Annotated in this window: 13 protein-coding genes; 6 read left to right on the forward strand and 7 right to left on the reverse strand. The window is 73.7% G+C overall.

Annotated elements, in window-relative coordinates:
* Window positions 1–11: 11 nt before the first annotated feature.
* Window positions 12–2,453 carry a SpoIIE family protein phosphatase gene (locus ACFZAU_RS01710; RefSeq protein ID WP_500550594.1) on the reverse strand — a complete coding sequence of 814 codons (2,442 nt, stop codon included), beginning with the start codon at window positions 2,451–2,453 and terminating at the stop codon, window positions 12–14.
* Between the two features lie 241 nt (window positions 2,454–2,694).
* Between ACFZAU_RS01710 and ACFZAU_RS01715 the strand changes: the two genes are divergently transcribed.
* Window positions 2,695–3,285: a TIGR03086 family metal-binding protein gene (locus ACFZAU_RS01715; RefSeq protein ID WP_500550595.1), complete on the forward strand. Its 591-nt coding sequence runs from the start codon at window positions 2,695–2,697 to the stop codon at window positions 3,283–3,285.
* Here ACFZAU_RS01715 and ACFZAU_RS01720 read toward each other — a convergent pair.
* A complete protein-coding gene (locus tag ACFZAU_RS01720) occupies window positions 3,248–4,111 on the reverse strand; it encodes a class I SAM-dependent methyltransferase (RefSeq protein ID WP_500550596.1) in 864 nt (287 codons plus the stop codon). The genes ACFZAU_RS01715 and ACFZAU_RS01720 overlap by 38 nt on opposite strands.
* Window positions 4,112–4,439: 328 nt before the next feature.
* Between ACFZAU_RS01720 and ACFZAU_RS01725 the strand changes: the two genes are divergently transcribed.
* Window positions 4,440–4,886, forward strand: a complete 447-nt coding sequence (locus ACFZAU_RS01725) for a lamin tail domain-containing protein (protein ID WP_499602829.1) — start codon at window positions 4,440–4,442, stop codon at window positions 4,884–4,886.
* Between the two features lie 274 nt (window positions 4,887–5,160).
* A complete protein-coding gene (locus tag ACFZAU_RS01730) occupies window positions 5,161–5,346 on the forward strand; it encodes a hypothetical protein (protein ID WP_500550597.1) in 186 nt (61 codons plus the stop codon).
* A gap of 70 nt (window positions 5,347–5,416) precedes the next feature.
* Here ACFZAU_RS01730 and ACFZAU_RS01735 read toward each other — a convergent pair whose 3' ends face one another.
* Both ACFZAU_RS01735 and ACFZAU_RS01740 read right to left on the reverse strand, forming a co-directional pair.
* Complete coding sequence (locus ACFZAU_RS01735; protein WP_500550598.1) at window positions 5,417–9,709, reverse strand: discoidin domain-containing protein; 4,293 nt, start codon at window positions 9,707–9,709, stop codon at window positions 5,417–5,419.
* Between the two features lie 242 nt (window positions 9,710–9,951).
* Window positions 9,952–11,010: an AI-2E family transporter gene (locus tag ACFZAU_RS01740; RefSeq protein ID WP_500551103.1), complete on the reverse strand. Its 1,059-nt coding sequence runs from the start codon at window positions 11,008–11,010 to the stop codon at window positions 9,952–9,954.
* A gap of 254 nt (window positions 11,011–11,264) precedes the next feature.
* On the opposite strand from ACFZAU_RS01740, the gene nagB reads away from it, so the two are divergent.
* Window positions 11,265–12,047 (forward strand): glucosamine-6-phosphate deaminase, encoded by a 783-nt coding sequence (gene nagB, locus ACFZAU_RS01745; protein WP_500461717.1) that lies wholly within the window; start codon window positions 11,265–11,267, stop codon window positions 12,045–12,047.
* A gap of 10 nt (window positions 12,048–12,057) precedes the next feature.
* Here the strand turns inward: nagB and ACFZAU_RS01750 are convergent, their stop codons facing one another.
* Window positions 12,058–13,215, reverse strand: coding sequence for a TDT family transporter (locus ACFZAU_RS01750; protein WP_500550599.1), 1,158 nt, complete (start codon window positions 13,213–13,215; stop codon window positions 12,058–12,060).
* Window positions 13,216–13,286: 71 nt separating this feature from the next.
* Between ACFZAU_RS01750 and ACFZAU_RS01755 the strand changes: the two genes are divergently transcribed.
* On the forward strand, window positions 13,287–14,315 hold the full coding sequence (locus ACFZAU_RS01755) for a LysR family transcriptional regulator (protein WP_500550600.1): 1,029 nt from the start codon (window positions 13,287–13,289) through the stop codon (window positions 14,313–14,315).
* Here the strand turns inward: ACFZAU_RS01755 and ACFZAU_RS01760 are convergent.
* Window positions 14,197–15,261: an NAD(+)/NADH kinase gene (locus ACFZAU_RS01760; protein ID WP_499602824.1), complete on the reverse strand. Its 1,065-nt coding sequence runs from the start codon at window positions 15,259–15,261 to the stop codon at window positions 14,197–14,199. The two genes, ACFZAU_RS01755 and ACFZAU_RS01760, sit on opposite strands and share 119 nt — an antisense overlap.
* Window positions 15,262–15,417: 156 nt before the next feature.
* On the opposite strand from ACFZAU_RS01760, the gene ACFZAU_RS01765 reads away from it, so the two are divergent.
* Window positions 15,418–15,915 (forward strand): cupin domain-containing protein, encoded by a 498-nt coding sequence (locus tag ACFZAU_RS01765; RefSeq protein WP_500550601.1) that lies wholly within the window; start codon window positions 15,418–15,420, stop codon window positions 15,913–15,915.
* A gap of 214 nt (window positions 15,916–16,129) precedes the next feature.
* On the opposite strand, the gene ACFZAU_RS01770 is transcribed toward ACFZAU_RS01765, so the two are convergent.
* Entirely contained in the window at window positions 16,130–18,571 is a 2,442-nt protein-coding gene (locus ACFZAU_RS01770; protein ID WP_500550602.1) for a SpoIIE family protein phosphatase, read from the reverse strand.
* Between the last annotated feature and the right edge of the window lie 27 nt (window positions 18,572–18,598).

Below are 18,598 nucleotides of genomic sequence, written 5' to 3' on the forward strand. Positions count from 1 at the left end.
GGCGCCGGCCGTCAGGCGTCCTCCCCGGCCCCGTCCGGCGTGGGCAGCGGCTGCTCGGCCCAGAGGGTCTTGCCGCGGGCGTGGTAGCGCGTCCCCCAGAGCGACGCGACCTGCGAGACCAGGTAGAGCCCGCGGCCGCCCTCGTCCGTCTCCAGGGCACGCCGGACGTGCGGGGAGGTGCTGCTGCCGTCGCCGACCTCGCAGATCAGCCGGCGGTCGCGGATCAGCCGCAGCCGCACCGGCGGCGAGCCGTAGCGGATCGCGTTCGTGACCAGTTCGCTGACCAGCAGCTCGGTGGTGAACTCCAGCTCCTCCAGGTGCCACTCGGCCAGCTTCCCGGTCACCAGCCCCCGCGCCCGCCCGACCGACTCCGGCGCGTCCCTCAGGTCCCAGGTGGCGTACCGGTCCGGCGGCAGCCGGTGCAGCCGTGCCACCAGGAGCGACACGTCCTGCCCGCAGCGCCCGTCGGGCACGAGCCGGCGCAGTGCCTCGTCCGCGACCTCACCCGGCCCCTTCCTGGCGGAGGCCCCGGCCCCGGCCAGCGCCCGGCCCAGCCGGAGCGCCGTGCCGTCCCCCGTATCCGGGGCGAGCAGCCCCTCGGTGTAGAGGGCGAGCAGGTCGCCGTCGGCGTGGGCCACCTCCACGCACTCGAACGGCACCCCGCCGGTGCCCAGCCCGGGGGTCGCGGGGGTCCCGGGCACCGACACCTGGCCGTCGGGGCTCACCCGCGCCGGCATAGCGTGCCCCGCGCTGGCGACGAGGGAGCGCATGGTGATCGGGTCGAAGATCGAGTAGAGGCAGGTCGGGGCGCCGGCTCCGGGCGGCGTCGGCCAGCCCTGCTCGTCGCGCAGGCGCTTGACCTGGTCGCTCAGGTGCGTGAGCAGTTCCTCCGGCGCCATGTCCAGGTCCGCCAGCGTCCGTACCGCCGTCCGCAGCCGGCCCATGGACACCGCCGAGTGCAGCCCGTGCCCGCCCGCCTCGCCGATGACCAGGGCGGTCCGCGCGCCGGACAGCGGGATGACGTCGAACCAGGTGCCGCCCAGCCCGGGGTGGCCGCCCCGCGACAGGTGGCGTGAGGCCGCGTCCACGGTGGCCAGGGTGGGAAGCCGCTGCGGCAGCAGGTTGCGTTGCAGGGCCAGGGCCGTGGCGCGTTCCCGGGTGTAGCGGCTGGCGTTGTCGATGCAGACCGCGGCGCGCGCGACGAACTCCCGGGCGAGCAGGACGTCGTCCGCCTCGAAGGCATGGGCCCGGGTGAACCGTACGAACAGGGCCACGCCCAGCGCCGCCCCGCGGGCGAACATCGGCACCAGCAGCCAGGACCGCACGGCGAAGCCGCGGACCATCTCCGCGCGGGCCGGATCGGCGGCCTCCAGCTCGACCAGCAGCTCCTCGCCCGTCAGCAGGACCGGTTTGCCGTTGGCCAGGGCCCTGGCGGCAGGGGTGCCGGGCAGGGACGCGAAGTGGTCCACCTCGCCCGGCGAGACCACCGTCTGCGCCGGGCCGTCGGGGACCATCGTCGCCGCCGCCCGGCGCAGGGGCACCGCCTCGGCGACGGGTCCGGGCAGCGGCTCCTCACCGCCCATCACCGAATCCAGCAGGTTGACGTAGCTGAAGTCCGCGAACCGCGGCACCGCCACGTCCGTCAGCTCCTGGGCGGTGTGCAGCACGTCCAGGGTGCTGCCGATCCGCGCGCTCGCCTCGTTGACCAGGTCGAGCCGTTCCCGGGCCCGGGCCTCCGTGGTCAGGTCGAAGACCATGTGCGCCAGGGCCACGACGTCGCCGTCGGCGCCGCGCAGCGGCAGGATCGTCTCCGACCAGACCGTGTCCCGGTCCGGGTCGCGGGGGTCGCGGCCGCGCACCTCGCTGCCGATCATCGCCCGGCCCGAGGTGAGCACCAGCCGCTGGCGCGCCTCGAAGGCGTCCGTGTCCAGCAGCCCGGGCGGGGCCACCTCGCGCATGGTGAGCCCGACGAAGTCGTCGGGGAAGCCCGTGGCGCGGATCTGGGAGTCGTTGCGGGCCAGGAAGCGCAGGTCCGTGTCGAAGACGTCGATGATGAACGGCGACTCGGTGAACAGCCCGCGCAGCAGCGCGCCGAGCAGGTCGTCGTGGCGCACCGCGTCGGCGTTCTCCGCCTGCAGCAGCCACAGGTCCCGCGCGAGGGGGTGCCCCCACAGCAGCACCCCGACGGGTGCGCCCTCCCGGTGCCGCAGCAGCAGGGGGCCCAGGAAGACCGAGTGCTCGGGGCACACGATGCCCGCGAGGCGGGCGCCGTCGGAGCGGGACCACAGCAGCCGGGACACCGGACCGCGGGCCTGCTCGGCCGCCCAGCCGAGCAGCCGTTCCGCGCCGGGGGTCCAGTTCGTCACGGTGCCGCGGGCGTCCACGACGGCGAAGGCGTCGCCTCTGGACCGGGGGAAACCGTCAGGGGCGTCGGCGAACAGCGTGCCGCGCATGTCCACCCGTCACGCCCACCCGGCCCTGGCACACCCAAGGATTCCCACAGACCAATACTGCCCGCCGTCAAGATCTGAGGCACGCGGTGCGTGCCCCACCGCTGTGACCTGCGAGGACGCGCCGTGACAGGGGCGTTGCGGCGGCACACCGATGAGTTCGCGGCGCCGCAGCGGTCCCCATCGTGACGGCCACCGACCCGGACGGCCACCGACCGGGACGACCACCGACCCAGGGGACCCCATGACACGTCATCCCGACCTCCGCCCGGCCACCCGGGACGTGAGCGCCCTGCTGGAGCAGATCGCCGACAAGCAACTCGACGCCCCCACACCTTGTCCCGACTACACCGTGGCGCACCTCGTCGGGCACGTCGCCGGGCTCTGCGCGGCCTTCCGGGACGCCGCCCGCAAGGACTTCGGCCCGACAACGGACACCGACCCCAGCTCCTCCGTCCCCGGGCTCCCGGACGCCTGGCGCGAGCTGCTGCCCGTCCTGCTGACGGAGCTGTCCGCCGCCTGGGACGCCCCCGGGGCGTGGGAGGGCGAGACCCGCGCCGGCGGGATCACCCTGCCCGCGCAGGCCGCGGGCCGGTTCGCCCTGAACGAGCTGCTGGTGCACGGCTGGGACCTGGCCCGGTCCACCGGGCTGGAGTACCGCCCCGACGAGGCGTCCGTGGAGGTCGTGCTCGGGCTGCTCACCTCGTTCGGGGCGGCGTCCGGCGACGGCTCGGGGCCCTTCGGCCGGCCCGTGCCCGTCCCGGACTCCGCGCCGCCGCTGGACCGGCTGCTCGGCCTCACCGGCCGGGATCCGGGCTGGACGCCGCCGGGCTGAGCGGCCGGCGGCCCCAGGCGGAGACCATCGGCGCCGTGGCCAGGTCGAGCGTGCCGGTCGCGACGTTCGCCAGATGGCGGTCCACCTCCTCGTCGGTGGCCAGACCGGCCGCCACGAGGCGGTCCCTGATGTGCCGCACGGTGGCCGCCTCCAGGACGGCGCAGGCCGGTGACGTGATCGGGAAGTAGGCGTCGGCCCCCACGTCCTCCAGCCCGGCCTCCCGCAGCAGGCGCGGCAGCGTCCGCCCGTAGGCCAGGTCCGCGCCCCGCTCGGCCATCAGCGCGCGGAAGCCGGAGCGCAGGCGGTTGGCGAGCCGCTGCTCCGGTCCGGACTCGTCCGGGCAGAGCAGCGGCTGCAGCCTGGGGTCCGCGTCCTCCAGCAGCAGCGCCCCGCCGGGGCGGAGCGCGCCGACCATGCGGCGCAGCGCCTCCGCCCGGTCGGTGACGTGCACCAGCACCAGCCGGGCGTGGACGAGGTCGAAGCCGCCCGGTGGCGGCGGGTCGGCGGCGACGTCGTGCCGCAGCACCTCGACCACGCCGCCCGCGGCGCCGCGGGCCCACGACACGTCGATGTCGGTGGCGACCACGGCACCGCCGGGGCCGACGCGCGCGGCCAGCCCGAGCGGCACGGAGGCGCCCCCGGCCCCCACCTCCCAGCAGCGCATCCCCGCCCCGACGCCCAGGGCGTCGACGTGCCGGAACGTCACCGGGTCGAAGAGCTCGGCGAAGGCCGCGAAGCGTGTCCCGGCCTCGGCCCGGCGGTTGTCCAGCAGATAGCCGTGGTCCTGTCCGGGGGCGTTCCCGTGGCCCGCGCCGCGTGTCGTCATGGCGCGATTCTCCGTTACCGGGGCCCTTCTCCGGCCGCCGGGGGGCGCCCGGCGATCAGGGCACTCGTGTGGGTGACAGCGAGAAGCCCGGACAGCGGCGCCCGGCGGATGGGTGCATCACGCAGTCAGTCGACATGTCGCCCGAGACTGACAGATGTCGCTTACAGCTAACAGTTACGGATATGTCCGCATTCTGTAACGCGAAGCGATTGTTCCGGTTGTGTGCGTCGCCGGTGGGCCAGAGTTGGGTCATCGGCAACCGCCGAAGCATCCGCACCGCGGGAACGGCCCGAAAGGGCCGGGAACGCACCTTTGTTGAGGGGGCATCATGTCTGCTCGTATCACCCGCCGCGTCATCGCCACCGTCCTCGCCTCCGGAGCGGTCGTGGCCGCCGCCTCCCTGCCGGCCACCGCGGCCGACCACCGCGACCACGGCCGGTCCCGGGTGGTCATCGGCGACGTCAACACCCGCGACGGTCACGGCCGGTTCGGCCGCGGCGGTGACGAATGGATCGAAGTGGTGAACACCGGCCGCGGTACGGTCAACCTGCGTGGCTGGACCCTGTCGGACCGTGAGGGCAACCGCTACCGCTTCAACAACGTGCGGCTCGTCGGCCACTCCAAGGTGCGCGTGCACACCGGCTTCGGCCGCGACGGCCGGCGCGACGTCTTCCAGGACCGCCGCAACTCCGTCTGGGACCGCCGCGACGCCGCGACCCTGCGCAACGACCACCGCCAGGTCGTCGACGTGAAGTCCTGGGGCGGCCGCCGCTGACCGGCAACCGATCCGGGCCGTGCCGCCGCATCCCCGTGGCCGGCACGGCCCACCCCGTCCCCCCTCGACGGCGTGCCGCGGCGAAATCCCGCTGCGGCACGCCGTCGTGCTGCGCGAGCATGGGGGCATGGACCGAAGACCTGACGCATCTGACGCATGGGTGCCCCTCCTCGGCTGCGAGAACCTGCCGGGCCGTCCCGGGCCCGTCGAGCTGACGGCCCTTTGACTGCGGGACCGCGGCATCGACTGGTGGCCGTTCGCCGGCCACGAGGTGATGATCGACCTCATGTGCGGGATCGGGGCGGACGGGCACTGGCACGGAACCCACGAAGTACGGGTCGACGCGGCCGCCCTGCGCCGGCTCGGACTCCACCCGGACCAGCCGACGTCCGCCCCCGCCGATCCGCCGATCCCGGCGTGGTGGGGTTCGTGGGCGTACGGCCGCGCACGCCGCGGATGACGGGGACGACGAAGCGCCGTGGTCCCGGCCGGAGAACCGGCCGGGACCACGGCGCTCGCGCGTCCGGCCGCTACGGGTTGGTGTTGATGGTGAAGGTGGACGTGGTGTTCTTGATGTTCAGGTAGTTGTCGTTCATCGTCAGGTTGTTGAAGGTGACGGAGCCGACCGCCGGACCCTGCCCGGCCTCCGGCATCTCGTTGGCCCACAGGCCGAAACCCGACTTGGCGTCGTAGGCGTCACCGCTGCGGTGGGCGCCGGTGATGGACACGTTGGTGAGGACCGTGTCCTTGATCGGGTTCTGCGGCTGGCCCCCCACGTAGTTGGTCTGGAACATGATCCCGCTGTAGGTCGGGTCCACGATGTCCACGTCGCTGACGCGGATGCCCTGGAAGACCTTCGAGGCGGAGAAGAGCCAGATGCCCGGGAAGGTCTGGCTGCCCCAGAAGTGCCCGCCGCAGCGGACGATGGAGATGTTCTGGAGGTTGGTCGGATCGGTCCCGAAGCCGTTCATCGGGTAGCCGAAGTCCAGGGAGCTGATCGTGACGCCCGAGTAGACCAGCGTGTCCGCGACGAGGATGTTGCGGAAGGTGTTGGCGTAGCCGCCGTAGACGGCGATGCCCGCGGCGCGCCAGGTCAGCAGGGACGTCAGGTTCTCGTAGAGGTTGTTCTTCTCGTCCGCCCCGCCGGCGTCGATCGCCGAGAAGAGGGCGAAGCTGTCGTCACCCGTGGCACGGGCCTCGATGTTGTCGAGGTGGTTGTCCGTGCTGCCGTTGGTCATGTTGACGCCGTCGGCGAAGGTGTCGCGGATCCGGGAGTTCGTGATGGTGACGTTGTCGGTGTTGGCGCCCCAGTAGAGGCAGACCGTGTGCTCGTTCCAGACGTTGTCGATCGTCATGTTCGCGACGTTCGCGAAGTCGAAGACCTTGCCGGGGCCGTCGATGCGCGAGGTGTAGTTGCCGAAGAAGGAGAAGCCCGAGAAGGACGAGCCGTTGGCGGTGGAGTCGGCGCGGAAGCCCGCGTCGGTGTTGGACTGGCCGGACGGGGTGTGGAAGCGGGTGTACCAGGGGCCGGCGCCGATGATCTTGACGGTCTTGCCGTAGACCTGGAACTTGCTGCCCGTCTCGTAGTCGCCCGGCGGCAGGTAGACGCCCTTGAGGGTGCCCGTGGTGTCCATCCGGGCCTTGTCCAGGGCGTTCTGCACGTCCTGGTGGGTGAACCCGGTCGGCGCGGTGTAGGCCGCCGGGTCGGGGTTGGCGATCGGCGAGACCTGTTCGGTGTTGACGAAGTCGATCGCGTACTGGCTGCCGTTGGCGGCGTCCTTCTGCAGCTTGATCTTCGCCCCGGCCGGCACGGTCGTGCCGAGCATCATGTTGGCCTCGTCGTAGATGTGGCGGGGGCTGCCGTCACCCGGGTTGTTGCCGGGGGCGGTCTCGCTGCCGTACAGCCACGCGTACTTGGAGGTGAGGTCGACGGCCTTGAGGAACGTGCCGTTGACGTAGACGTTCAGGGTGGAGTTGATCCCGCCGCCGCCCGCGGCGTCGGGGATCGAGTAGCGCACGACCAGGGTGTTGGTGCTGGCCTTGGTGGTGAACTCCACCGAACTGCCGGTGCTGTTCAGCGTGACGGCCTTGCGCCCGGACGCCTCGCCCGCGAGGTCGCCGACGGTCCGGTTTGGACCGGTCACGGCGGCGCCCCCGCCGAGGACCCCGTCCTCCGCCTCGTACATGTCGTACGGCATGTTGGCGCCGCGCCCCACGAACAGGGACTTGGTGCTGGTGTTGTTCTGCTGCTTGACGGCCAGTTCGTTCGCGTCGGGCGCGATGACGGTCTTGACCGTGTACTTGCCGTTGGCGGCCGTCCAGGTGCCCAGGGAGACCGGGCTCGTGGTGCCGCCCGCGGCGATGGCGCCGCTGTAGGAGCCGGTCAGCGTCTTGACGACGGATCCGGAGGCGGTGTCGGTGACGGTCAGGGTGATGCCGTGGGAGCCGCCCGCCGACGCGACGGTGCCCTGGTTCTTGATCGCGACGGAGAAGGCGACGGTGTTGCCCTTGGCCGGGTTGCCGGGGGACCAGCCGGTGGGCGAGGCGATCAGGTCGGAGCTGTCGACCGGCCTGACGACCAGCGGGGCCGGGCTGCTGTAGGCGTTGTTGGTGTCGTTCTGCTCGATCACGTCCCCGGCCTCGTCGACCGCGGCGCCCAGCGGGTAGCTGCCGGCGTCCCGTACGCCGATGTTCGCCGTCACCGTGGTCGAGGCGCCGGCCGCCAGCGCGCCGACGGAGGCGGTGCCGACCTTGGTGGTGCCCAGGTAGAAGGCGACGTTCGTGGCACCCGAGGCCAGTTCGCCGATGTTGCGCACGGTCGCGGAGAGGCTGACCGCGTCGGTCTCGACGGGTGCGCTCGGGGACACGGACATGCCGCTGATCGTCAGGTCCGGGTTCGGCGCCGGGGTGCCGATCACCTGGAACTCCGCCAGCTGGCCCGCGGCGGCACCGCTGTTGGCGGTGAACTGCAGCCGTACGTCGGCGACCCGGGCGCTGACCGGGATGGTCACCGTGTTGCCCGAGGACGGGTTGAAGGTGTAGCCGGCCGCCGCCTTGAGGCTGGTGAAGCCGCTCGCGCCCTGCTCCCTGCCGAGCACCTGCACGGTCTGGGTGCGGGTGCCCCAGGCACCGTCGGGGTTGAGCTTGAGGACCACCGAGGTGACGTCGGCGTTCGCCCCGAGGGAGACGGTCAGCGTGTTCGGGTAGCTGCCGCCGGCGCCCTCCCAGTAGGTGGTGACGTTGTTGTCGTTGGCGTTGGCCGCGACGAAGTTCTGCGTGCTGGACGAGGCCGTGATCGGCTTGCCCACGGCCAGGTCGGAGCCGTTGCCGCCGGAGCCGTTGCGCGTGACCGTGGTGCTGGCGACGCTGCGGTTGCCCGCCGCGTCCTTGGCCCTCACGTAGTAGGAGACGGTCGCGGTGTCGGGCTGGTTGTCGGTGTACGTGAGCGTGCTGCCGGACACCGTGGCGCGCAGCACCTCGTTGGCGTAGACCTCGTAGCCGGTGACGCCGACGTTGTCGCTCGAGGCGGTCCAGGTCAGCTTGACCTGCCCGGAGCCGGGCTGGGTGAGGGCGAGGTCGCCGGGCCGGCTGGGCGCCTGCGTGTCGCCGCCGGAGCCGGTCCGGGTGACGGTGTTGCTGTTGCCGGAGACGTTGCCGGCCGCGTCCTTGGCGCGCACGAAGTAGCTGACCGTGGAGTTGTCGGGCTGGTTGTCGGTGAAGGTGAGCGTGCTGCCGGAGAGGCTGGTGCGCAGCTCGCCGTTGGCGTACACGTCGTAGCCGGTGACGCCGACGTTGTCGCCGGCGGCGTTCCAGCTCAGCCGGATCTGGCCGGAGCCGGGCTCGGTGTAGGCCAGGCCGGTGGGCGCGTTCGGCGCGGTGGTGTCACCGGAGGCGGGGCCGTACACCTCCAGCTCGGACAGCTGGGCGGCGGCCCATCCGGTGTTGCCGGTGACGTCGACCCGCAGGTAGCGGGTGGTCGTGCTGCTCAGGCTGATGGTGACGGTGTTGTTGTCGGCCGGCTTGAAGGAGTAGTCGCGGGACGCCACCAGGTCGCTGAAGGACGAGCCGTTGGTGCTGCCGCGCAGCGACAGCGTCTGCGTCCGGGCCTCCCACGTGGGCGGCAGTTTCAGCACCACCTTGGTGACGGCGACGGAGGACCCCAGGTCGGCCTGGATCCACTGGGGGAAGGCGTTGTTGTTGCTCTCCCAGTAGGTGGTCTGGTTGCCGTCGTTGGCGTTGGCGGCGATGTAGGGCGCGTTGCCGCTGCTCGCGGTGAGGGTGCGGCCCCGGGCGAGGTTCTCGGTGGAGGTGGCGGAGCCGTGCACCTCGAGCTCGGAGACCTGGGCGGCGGGCCAGCCGGTGTTGGCGGTGATGTTCAGCCGTACGAACCGGGTGGGCGTGGCCGCGAAGTCGATGGTCACCGTGTTGCCCGAGCCGGGGCCGAAGTTCCGCCCGGCCGAGCCGGAGAGCGTGGAGAAGGTGGTGCCGTCGGGGCTGCCCTGGACCGCGAAGGTCTCGGTCCTGGCCTCCCAGGAGGCGGGGAGCTTGACGACGACCTGGTCGACGCTGGTGCTGCTGCCCAGGTCGACCTGGACCCACTGCGGGAAGGAGCTGCCCGCGCTCTGCCAGTAGGTGTTCTGGTTGCCGTCGGTGACGTTGGCCACCCCGTACTCGGCGTGCGAACTGCTCGCGGTGGCCGGCGCCCCCGCCGCGAGGTCGGGGCCGCCGGCGGCCGCGGCAGGCAGGGCCGACAGGCCGAGCAGCACCATGCCCGCCGCGATCACCCCCGCCAGCAGCCGTCTGATGAACCGTTCCTTTGGCATGTCGTCCCTGTACCTCTCGTCAGAGTTGTTGGTGCCATGACATGTCGCATGCGATACGGCTGCCACGCGGAGAAAATTGCATCGATTGCTTTGGTAATTGCGCGGCCCGAGCCGATAGTTGCAGAGGTGTTTCCGGGCGTCTATGCCCCCGACCGGGCTTTCGTCTCAGTCGACACGGGCTTGCGCTGGAGTGTCGTCCAGCCGACAGACCGTTGCGGAAGCTCCGCAAGAACTTGCGCGTCCTACTCCGCGGTGCGCAGCGCCTGGTACATCGACCAGAGGACGGAGACGAGCGGCACCGCCACCACCGCGCCGATCACCCCGGCGGCGATCGCGCCGCCGATGACGGTGAGCGCGACCACCACGGGGTGCAGGCGCACCGCCCAGCCCATCACGAGCGGGTGCAGCACATGGCCCTCGATCTGGCCGATGACGACGATCAGGCAGACGACGATCGCCGCGATGAGGGGCCCCTTCGCCGCCAGCGCCACCACGGCGGCGACCGCCAGGGCGATGGGCGAGCCGATCAGGGGCACGAAGGCGGCGAAGAACTCCAGGAGCGCCAGCGGCAGCGCGAGCGGCACCCGCAGCAGGTACAGGGCGACCCCGACCAGGATCGCGTTGGTCGCGGCCACCAGCACGATCCCGTGCGTGTAGCCGGTGAGCGTACGCCACGCCGCGCTGCCCGCCAGCGACACCCGGCCCCGAACGCTCCCCGGCAACTGCCCGCAGAACCAGGACCACTGACGGTCGCCGGAGTGCAGGAAGAACACCGAGCAGAACAGCGCCAGCGCGAAGACCGTCAGCACCTCGACCAGGCGCCCGGCGCCGCTGAGCGCGGTGCTGATCAGCGTCGCCCGGTGGCTGGAGAGCCACTGCCCGATCTTCGACTGCAGGTCGTTCAGCGCCTCGGGGTCGAGCCGGAACGGCGGGGCCTCGAGCCAGCGTTCGATCCGGGCCAGCCCCGCGCTGAACTCGCGCTGCAGCCCCGCGGTCTCGCCGGCGACCACCTCGCCGACCATGGCCAGGATGCCGAACACGATCAGGATGCTGCCGATCAGCGACGCGGCGACGGCCAGCGAGCGCGGGATCGCCCGGGCGAGCAGATCGGCGACCGGCCGCAGCATGGCGGTGACGACCAGCCCGAGGAAGACGGCCACCGCGATCTCGTGGAAGCGTCCCAGGGTGGCGAAGACGGCGTAGACGACGGCCCCCACGACCAGCAGCCGCCAGGAGTAGGCGGCGGCCGTGTTCAGTGCGGGGAACACCCGGACGCCGGGCCGCCTGGCCGGCTCGCGCACCTCCCGGCGCCCCGCGCGGATCCGGATCCGCCGTCCTTGGGACACCGTCCCGCACCTCCCCGTCGTGCCCGGCCGTACGCCACGCGTCCCGCGCGCCTGTCCCTGCTTGCTACCACCGGCGGCGTGCCCTCCAACGCGGCGCGCGCCGCATTCGCCCGAAGGCACCCCCGGGCCGGCGGTGGATCTGCGGGGGGCCCGGCTGCTAAATTGGTCTAAACCAGTTAGCGGTCCCTCACCAGATCGGCGGTCCCGAAGTGGAAGTCGTCATCGTTCCGGACGCCACCGCGGGCGGCGAACTCATCGCGGGCGCCCTCGCGGACCTGCTGCGCCGCAAGCCCGACGCGCTGCTCGGCGTCGCCACCGGATCGACCCCGCTCCCCGTCTACCGCGCGCTCGCCGGACTGGCCCGGGAGGGCGCCGCCGACGTCTCGCGCGCCCGGATCTGCCAGCTGGACGAGTACGTCGGCCTGCCCGCCGGGCACCCCGAGTCCTACCGCTCCGTGGTGCTGCGCGAGGTCGTGGAGCCCCTCGGCCTCGCGCCGGAGTCGTTCATGGGACCCGACGGCACCGCAGAAGACGTCGTCGAGGCGTGCGCCGCGTACGAGCGGACCCTCGCGGGCGCCGGCGGCGTCGACCTGCAGCTGCTCGGCATCGGCACCGACGGCCACATCGGCTTCAACGAGCCGTGCTCCTCGCTGGCCTCCCGGACTCGGATCAAGACCCTCACCGAGCAGACCCGCAAGGACAACGCGCGCTTCTTCGACCACCCCGAGGAGGTGCCGCACCACGTCATCACCCAGGGCATCGGCACCATCCTGGAGGCCCGGCACCTCGTCCTGCTCGCCACGGGCGAGGCCAAGGCGGAGGCCGTCGCCCTCGCCGTCGAGGGCCCGCTGGCGGCGGTCGTCCCCGCCTCCGCGCTCCAGCTGCACCCGCACGCCACCGTCGTCGTCGACGAGGCCGCCGCGTCCAAGCTGAAGCTGGCCGACTACTTCCGGGCCACCTACGCCGCCAAGCCGGCCTGGCAGGGTCTGTGACCCCGGCGGTTCACGCGCCGGGCGCCGGGGCGGGCGGCGCGAGCAGCGTGCCGCGCGCCCCGGCGTGCACGGTCCGCGCCGCGACCAGCACCCACGCCGCCACCAGGCCCGCGTAGAGGACCAGCGCCGCCCCCTGGAAGGCCGCCGAGTGCAGCCGCAGCGCCAGCGCGCTCGTACCCGTCACGCACGTGCCCAGCGGGAAGGTGAAGCTCCACCAGGTCAGGGTGAACGGCAGGCTGCGCCGCGCGGTGCGCAGGGTGAGCGCCGCCGCCAAGGCCAGCCACATCATCGCGAAGCCCCAGACGGGCACGCCGTAGAGGTAGCCGAACACCTCGGCCCCGGTGGCATACGGACGGGGCAGGGCGGCGGGCGCCACGCCCCCCAGGAGGTTGGCCGCCGTGACGGACTGGCCCAGCGGGCCCAGCACGATCCACAGGGTCGGCACCATGGCCGCCGGGCCCGTCTTGTGGCGCACCAGCCTGCCCCAGATCTGCGGGATGATCACCAGGCTCGCGAGCAGGCTCATCCCGAACATCGCGTAGCACGCCAGCAGCAGCGTCAGCCGCGCCTGCCCCGTCGGCAGGTGCGGGACGAGGGCGGCCCCGGTGGCCGCGGACACCATCGGCGGCACGACCGGCATCAGCCAGCCGCCGAACGCCGAGTCGTCGGCGACCCGGTGGTCGGTCATCGCCCGGTACGGGATCCACACCCAGGTCAGCAGGCCCAGCACCGTGCCCGCCGACCACAGCGCCCCGGCCACGGCCAGGGCCGCGTGCGGTCCGGTCCAGTCGGAGCCCAGCGCCAGGGTGCCCGCGCCGACGGTCAGCAGCGCCATCGCCGGGGCGCCCCAGAAGTGCGCCATCACCGGATGGCCGGCGTGCGCCAGCGCGCGGTCGCGGTGGCGGGTCCAGTGCACCGCCCAGGCGGCGGAGAGCACCACCAGCCAGCCGGCCGCCAGCGCCCACACGACCGTGGCGGCCGTCCGCAGCCCCGGTACGTGCGCGGGCAGCCCGGCCGCCGCCGTGGCGACGATGCCGGTGCCCATCACGGAGGCGTACCAGTTGGGGCCGAGGTCGCGGAAGAGCCGGGAGGGGTGGGCCGGCTCCCGCTGCGGCCCGGTGCGCGGATGGGCGCCGGGCCGGGAGGGGACTGCGAGCTTCGAGGGCATGTCCTCAGCCTCGCCCCAGCGGGTGCGAGGCCGGTAGGGACCACTTCCGGATGGGCTCATAGACTGGGCTTATGCCCCTGCCCGAGCGTGTGAGCGACCTGGCGGCGTACGACCTGCTGCTGTCGGTCGCGAGCCTCGGCAGCGTCGGCGCCGCCGCACGCGCCCACGGGGTCAGCCAGCCCGCCGCCAGCTCCCGCCTCCGGCACCTCGAACGCCGGCTCGGCCTGGACCTGCTGGAACGGTCCCCGCGCGGCTCGCGGCTCACCGAGCACGGCGCGCTCGTCGCCGACTGGGCGCGCACCGCCGTCGACGCCGCCGCCTCGCTGGACGCGGGGATCACCTCGCTGCGCGGCACCACCGAGTGCCGGCTGCGGGTGGCGGCCAGCATGACCGTGGCCGAGTACCTCCTGCCGCAGTGGCTGCTGGCCCTGCGGGCCGGCGCCCCGCGCACCACGGTCGCGCTCACCGCGGGCAACTCCGAGGACGTCGCCGCCGCCGTCCTGGCCGGCGAGGCCCACCTCGGCTTCGTCGAGGGCCCCGACGTCCCGCGCGGGCTGGTCGCCCGGCCGGTCGCCTACGACGAGCTGACCGTGGTCGTCGCCCCCTCCCACCCCTGGGCACGCCGTCGTTCCGGCGTCGGCGCCGCGGAACTCGCCGCCACCCCCCTGGTCAGCCGCGAACGGGGCTCCGGCACCCGCCGCCACCTCGAACACGCGCTGACCCGGGCGGCGGGGCTCACGCTCGCCGACCCGCTGCTCGAACTCCCCTCCACCACCGCCATCAAGACCGCCGTCGCCGACGGCCTCGCCCCGGCCGTCCTCAGCTCCCTCGCGCTCACCGCGGAACTCGCCGGCGGCAGCGTCGTCGCCGTCCCCGTGGCCGGACTCGACCTCACGCGGACGCTGCGCCTGGTGCGGGCCCACGGGCGGGAACTGACCGGGCCGGCCCGGGAACTGGCCGGGATCGCGCGCCAGGGCGCCGTCAGCGCCGGGCGGCCGGGGGCGGGAAGCGCAGGTTCCGCAGGTCGGGCGGGACCGGGGCGGACGGCCGGTACAGCGGAGGCACCTCCCCGTCCGCGGCCGCGGCCGGGGCGTCACTGAGCCGGAAGCGGTCGCGCACCCGCCCGTAGAAGTCGGTCGGCCCCAGCCGGACCAGCCGCAACCGGTGCCGCGCCTTGTACACCCCGACCCAGTCGCCGGGATCGAGGACGCCCCTCAACTGGCCGTCGATGCTGACCGCGACCCGGCCCGAACGCGTCAGCACACGCACCCCCACGACCTCGTCCGGGGCCGCCACCAGGGTGCGGTCGAAGGCCATGTGCGGCGCGACCGGCGTGAACACGATCGCGTCCATGTGCGGCGAGACCACCGGGCCCCCGGCGGCGAAGCTGTACGCGGTGGAACCCGTCGGCGTGGCCGCCACGACCGCGTCCGCGGAGTAGGACGCGAACAACCGGCCCGCCAGGTACACCGCGAGGCTGGCCTGCCGGTCCCGGGCGAGCTTCTCGAAGACCACGTCGTTGACGGCGTTGACGGCCATCGGCACGCCCCAGCCCACGTCGTCGGGGTCGCTGGAGCGCACCCGCGGCGGCGGCAGCGCCGGCCCGCGCCCGTACCGCAGCAACGACTCGATGCCCTCCGGGATCTCCAGCGGTCGCGACGCCCGCAGCGTGAGCGTCATGCGGTCCTCGACGGACGCCCGGCCCTCGTGCACGCAGTCCAGCGCGTGCTCCACGTCACCGGAGCACACCTCGGTCAGGAAGCCGACGCGCCCCAGGTCCACGCCCAGCACGGCCGCCCCGCACGCCGCGGCGACCCGGGCGCCGCGCAGGAAGGTCCCGTCGCCGCCCAGGGTCACGACCAGGTCCGGGTAACCGGCGGCGGCCGCCTCCTCCTCACCGCTGTGCCGGGGCTCGTCCCTGCGCCAGACGTCGATCTCCACCGCGGGGACCCCGTGGCGCGCGGCCCAGTCGTGCACCGTCGCGGCGGCCTCGCTCGCGTCCTCGCGCGCCCCGTGCACGACCATCCCGATCCGGCCCACTGGCATCACTGCCTCCCCGGCGGCGTCCGTTCCGGCGTCATGACCCCATCGTCCGCCTCCCCGGTGCGCGCGTCGCGTCGGGACGCCGCGTCCTCGCCGCCGTGCGGTGGCACGCGGGGCGGAGTACCGTTCGGCTGTTCCACAGGTGCAGGGAGGACGAACGTGGAGACCAAGCCCGCGCCGGGTGTCCTCGCCCAAGTGGCGGACCTGATCGGCCGTACGCCCGTCGGACAGCGCGGAGCGCTGTGGCGGCTGGGCGCGGACGGCCGCCAGCTCGACGCCAACGTCATCCGCCTTCCGGCGGGCACCGAGGTCCGGCCGCACGTCGAGGCCGACCTGGACGTCCTGCTGTACGTCGTCGACGGTGGCGGACACCTCTCGGGCGACGACGGCGGACGCCAGACGACCCTGGCAGCCGGGGCCCTCGCCTGGCTGCCGCGCGGCACGTGCCGCGCGCTGTCCGCCGGCGCGACGGGGCTGACCTACCTCACGGTCCACGCCCGCCGGCCCGGCCTGACCATCGCTGCCCCCGCCCCGGCGCCGGAAGCGGGCGACGCGGCGTGCCTGCTGCACCGCGTGTGCCCGGACTGCGGCCGGCTGTCCGGCGAGAGCGACGCCCTGTTCTGCTCCCGCTGCGGCACCGGACTCCCGCCCCGCTGAGCCGGTCCCCCTCATGCGGCGGCCCCGGTGGGGCAGCGGACCCGGTCCCGTGCGGCGGGACGGCGCCCCCGGCCGAGCGGCCCGGCGTCCCGTCGCCGTGTTGCTCGTCTCAGGTCCACGGGCCCTGACCGCGGCCGTTGCCGCACTCGGGCCGGCCGCCCCTGAAGGGGAGGGCGTCGGGCGCACGGGCGCGAGGCCCACGTGCCGCACACGCTCAGAAGTTCCCCTGCAGGGGCTGCTCGGCCCAGATCGTCTTGCCCTCGCGCGTGTAGCGGGTGCCCCAGCGCTCGCTGAGCTGGGCCACCAGGAAGAGCCCGCGCCCGCCCTCGTCGGTCGTGCGCGCCCGGCGCAGGTGCGGGGAGGTGCTGCTGGTGTCGGACACCTCGCAGATGAGGTGGCTGTCGCGGATCAGCCGTAGCGTGATGGGCCCGCCCGAGTAGCGGTACGCGTTGGTGACCAGCTCGCTGACGATCAGTTCGGTCACGAAGGCCGCCTGCTCCAGCCCCCACTCCGCGAGCCGGGACTCCACGAGCGAACGGGCCCGCCCGGCGGCGGTGGCGTCCGGCGGGAGGTCCCACGTGGCGACCTGCTCGGGCGCCAGGACGCGGGTCCGGGCGACGAGGAGGGCGACGTCGTCGGCCGCCTCGGTGGACCGGCGCCCCTTGAGCAGGGTGTCCTCGACCGCGCCGCAGGTCTCCTCCAGCGAGCCGGACGGCGCCGTGAGCGCCCCGCAGAGCATCGCCAGGCTGTCGTCGACGTCGCGGCAGCGGGTGCAGAGCAGCCCGTCGGTGTACAGCGCGAGGGTGCTGCCCTCGGCGAGTTCGATCTCCGCGGTCTCGAAGGGGAGGCCGCCGAGGCCCAGCGGCGGCCCCGGCGGGATGTTGACCAGGCTGGCCCGGCCCTCCGGGGTGACGACCACAGGGGGCGGATGGCCGGCCCGGGCCAGCGAGCAGCGCCGGGAGACCGGGTCGTAGACGGCGTAGACGCAGGTCGCGCCGACGACCGGCGGGGCGTCCTCGTCGCAGTCGCCCTGCTCCGAGGCCAGCCGGTCGACGAGATCGTCGAGGTGCGACAGCACCTCGTCCGGGGTGGGGTCCAGGTGGGCCAGGGTGTGGACGGCGGTGCGCAGCCGGCCCATGGTCGCGGCCGCGTGCAGCCCGCGGCCGACGACGTCGCCCACCACCAGCGCGATGCGCAGCCCGGAGAGCGGGATGACGTCGAACCAGTCGCCGCCGACCCCGGTGGCGGTGTTGGCGGGCAGGTAGCGGTGTGCCACCTCGGCGGCGGGGTGCCGGGGCACGTCCCCGGGGAGCAGGCTGTGCTGCAGGGTGAGGGCCGCCTGGTGCTGCTGGGTGTAGCGGCGGGCGTTGTCGATGCTCAGGGCGGCGCGGGCGGCGAACTCCTCGGCGAGGGTGAGGTCGTCGGCCTCGAAGGGCTCGCGGCCGCGGGTCCGCCACAGGCTGATCAGGCCGAGGACGAGGCCGCGGGCGAGCAGCGGGACCACCATCAGGGAGTGCGCGCCGACCTCGCGGGCCGCCCGGGCCCGCGCGGGGTCCTCGTCGAGCCAGGCCATGGCCCGGTCCATGTCGGACTCGAAGACCGGACGGCCCTCGGCCAGTGACCGCGCCTGCGTGGAGCCCCGGGGGATGACGATGATCCGGCCCACCGGGTACATGAGCCTCTCGGTGTCCGGGAACACCGACTGGACCGCCGCGCGGCAGACCACGGGGAAGGCGTCCTGGGCGGGCTCGTCCCCCTGGGGCACGGCCTCCAGCAGGTCGACGGAGGCGCTGTCGGCGAGCCCCGGCACGGCCACCTCGGCCAGTTCGCGGGCGGTGCGGCCGACGTCCAGCGTGGTGCCGATGCGGGCCCCGGCCTCGCTGAGCAGCGCCAGTCTGCGGCGGGCCCGGTGGCGTTCGGTCACGTCCTCGACGGTCTGGGTCACCCCGAGCACGTGCCCGCCCGCGTCCTGCATCCGGAACGCCGAGACGGCCACGTACAGTTCGCGCTGCGGGTCCCGGCGCAGCCGGCAGGGCTGCTCGGAGAAGATCGAGGACCGGCCCGTCGCGAGCACCTGCCGCAGCTGCTCGTCCACGGCCTCGGCGTCCGGACCGTAGAGGAAGTCGGCCGTGCGCAGGCCCTGGTGACGCTCCGGCGGGACGCCGCTGAACTTGGTGATCGCCCGGTTCACGCGCAGGAAGGTCAGGTCGGGCGCGAAGACCGCGAGCCCGATGGGGGAGCGGCGGAACAGCCCGTCCAGCACCCACCGGTCGGTCTCCCACTGCACGACCTCGGCGGCCGGTGCCGCGACCACGTACCACTCGCGGCGGTCGTCCTCCCGCGCGACGGGGCGCACCCGGCAGCCGACCTCCACCCGGCGCCCGTCACGGTGCAGCACGGGCACGATCCCGAACCAGCCGCCCTCGCGGACGCACGCCGCGGTGACGCCGAGGACCAGGTCGAGGTCGGCGGGGTGCACGAGGAGTTCGGGTGCCGGGCGGCCCAGCACCTCCCCGGCCCGGTGGCCGAGCAGCGTCTCGGCGCGCGCGCTCCAGCCCACCACGGAAGCGTCGTCGTCCAGTACCACCGAGGCCGCGCCGTGCACCGAGAACGGGTCCTCCGGTGACTCGCTGAACGTCTTGGCCGGGTTGTCCATCGCTACCACCGTCGCACGTGCCGGAGC

Source organism: Streptomyces sp. NPDC008238 (assembly GCF_042956445.1).
Taxonomy (GTDB): Bacteria; Actinomycetota; Actinomycetes; order Streptomycetales; family Streptomycetaceae; genus Actinacidiphila.